Annotated in this window: 2 pseudogenes; both read left to right on the top strand. The window is 62.7% G+C overall.

Going from position 1 to position 2,231, the window contains the following annotated elements:
• Positions 1-1,225: pseudogene (locus tag DBR18_RS02080) on the top strand (ATP-binding cassette domain-containing protein); the annotation flags it as partial.
• A 724-nt stretch (positions 1,226-1,949) separates the two neighbouring features.
• Positions 1,950-2,231, top strand: a pseudogene (locus DBR18_RS28470) (hypothetical protein); the annotation flags it as partial.

The raw sequence follows: 2,231 nt of genomic DNA, 5'->3' as shown, positions 1-2,231 counted from the left end.
GCATGATCTGGAGACCATGCGCCGTGCCGACTGGCTGATCGATGTCGGCCCGGCGGCGGGCGAGAAGGGTGGGCGGGTGTTGTACAGCGGCCCGCCGGCAGGGCTGGCCGAGATCGATGAATCGCAGACCCGCGCTTATCTGTTCGCTGAAGAGCAGCGGCAGACCCGCACTGCGCGCAAGCCGACAGGGTGGCTGAAACTTGACGGGATCAGCCGCAATAACCTGCACAACCTCAGCGCGGAATTTCCGCTGGGCTGTTTCACCTCGGTGACTGGGGTGTCCGGCTCGGGCAAGTCGAGTCTGGTCAGTCAGGCGTTGCTGGAACTGGTCGGCGCGCAGTTGGGGCGGCCGGTGGTTGAGGAGGAGCCGGAAGAACTCAGTCTCGAAGACGATGCGCCGCAGGTCAGCAGCGGCCAGGTGACGGCGGGGCTGGATTCGATCAAGCGGCTGGTGCAGGTCGATCAGAAACCCATTGGCCGCACGCCGCGTTCGAACCTGGCGACCTACACCGGGTTGTTCGATAACGTCCGCAAACTGTTTGCCGCCACACCCGAGGCGCGGGCGGCGGGGTATGACGCCGGGCAGTTTTCCTTCAACGTCGCCAAGGGCCGCTGCCCGACCTGCGAGGGTGAGGGGTTTGTCAGCGTCGAGTTGCTGTTCATGCCCAGCGTGTACGCACCGTGCCCGACTTGCCATGGCGCGCGGTACAACCCGCAGACGTTGGCGATTGAGTTGCAGGGTTTGAATATTGCGCAGGTGCTGCAATTGACGGTGGATGAGGCGGTCGAGGTGTTTGGTGAACAGCCGGGGATTCGCCGTTCGCTGGAGGTGCTGAGGGATATCGGCCTGGGTTATCTGCGGCTCGGGCAACCGGCCACCGAACTGTCCGGCGGCGAGGCGCAGCGGATCAAACTGGCGACCGAGTTGCAGCGCAATCAGCGTGGCGCGACCTTGTATGTACTGGATGAACCGACCACCGGGTTGCACCCGCGAGATGTTGATCGGTTGCTGGAACAACTGGACAACCTGGTCACGGCGGGGCACACGGTGATTGTCGTCGAGCATGAAATGCGCGTGGTGGCGCAGAGTGACTGGGTGATCGACATCGGCCCGGGGGCGGGGGACCAGGGCGGCAAAATCGTCGCGGCCGGCACCCCGCAGAAAGTCGCAGCGAGCAAGAAAAGCCGCACCGCGGCATTTCTGGCCCGGGCCTTGAGCCGATAGCACCGACCCCATCGCCAGCAGGCTGGCTCCCACAGGTTTGGTGGTGTGCACACGGTTTGTGATCAACACAGATCCAGTGTGGGAGCTGGCTTGCCAGCGAAGCGGTGTGTCAGGCAATGAAGACGCCGGATGTACCGCCGCCATCGCGGGCAAGCCCGGCTCCCACAGGTTTTTGCGGTGTGCACAGGATGGGTGATCAACCAGATCCAGTGTGGGAGCTGGCTTGCCAGCGAAAGCGGTGTATCAGGCAATGGGATGCCGGATGTACCACCGCCATCGCGGGCAAGCCCGGCTCCCACAGGTTTTGTGGTGTGCACAGGATGGGTGATCAACACAGAGCCATTGTGGGAGCTGGCTTGCCAGCGAAAGCGGTGTGTCAGGCAACGAAGAGGCTGGATGTACCACCGCCATCGCGGGCAAGCCCGGCTCCCACAGGTTTTGTGGTGTGCACAGGATGGGTGATCAACACAGAGCCATTGTGGGAGCTGGCTTGCCAGCGAAAGCGGTGTGTCAGGCAATGAGAGGCTGGATGTACCGCCGCCATCGCGGGCAAGCCCGGCTCCCACAGGTTTTGTTGTGTGCACAGGATGGGTGATCAACACAGAGCCAGTGTGGGAGCTGGCTTGCCAGCGAAAGCGGTGTATCAGGCAATGGGATGCCGGATGTACCACCGCCATCGCGGGCAAGCCCGGCTCCCACAGGTTTTGTGGTGTGCACAGGATGGGTGATCAACCAGATCCAGTGTGGGAGCTGGCTTGCCAGCGAAAGCGGTGTGTCAGGCAATGAAGATGCCGGATGTACCGAGGCCTTCGCGAGCAGGCTCGCTCCCACAGGTTTTGTGGTGTGCACAGGATGGGTGATCAACCAGAGCCAGTGTGGGAGCTGGCTTGCCAGCGAAAGCGGTGTGTCAGGCAATGAGATGCCGGATGTACCACCGCCATCGCGGGCAAGCCCGGCTCCCACAGGTTTTGTTGTGTGCACAGGATGGGTGATCAACCAGATCCAG

The organism is Pseudomonas sp. HMWF021, from assembly GCF_003061005.1.
In the GTDB taxonomy this organism is placed as follows: domain Bacteria; phylum Pseudomonadota; class Gammaproteobacteria; order Pseudomonadales; family Pseudomonadaceae; genus Aquipseudomonas.
This window is presented reverse-complemented; position numbering and strand designations above follow the sequence as displayed.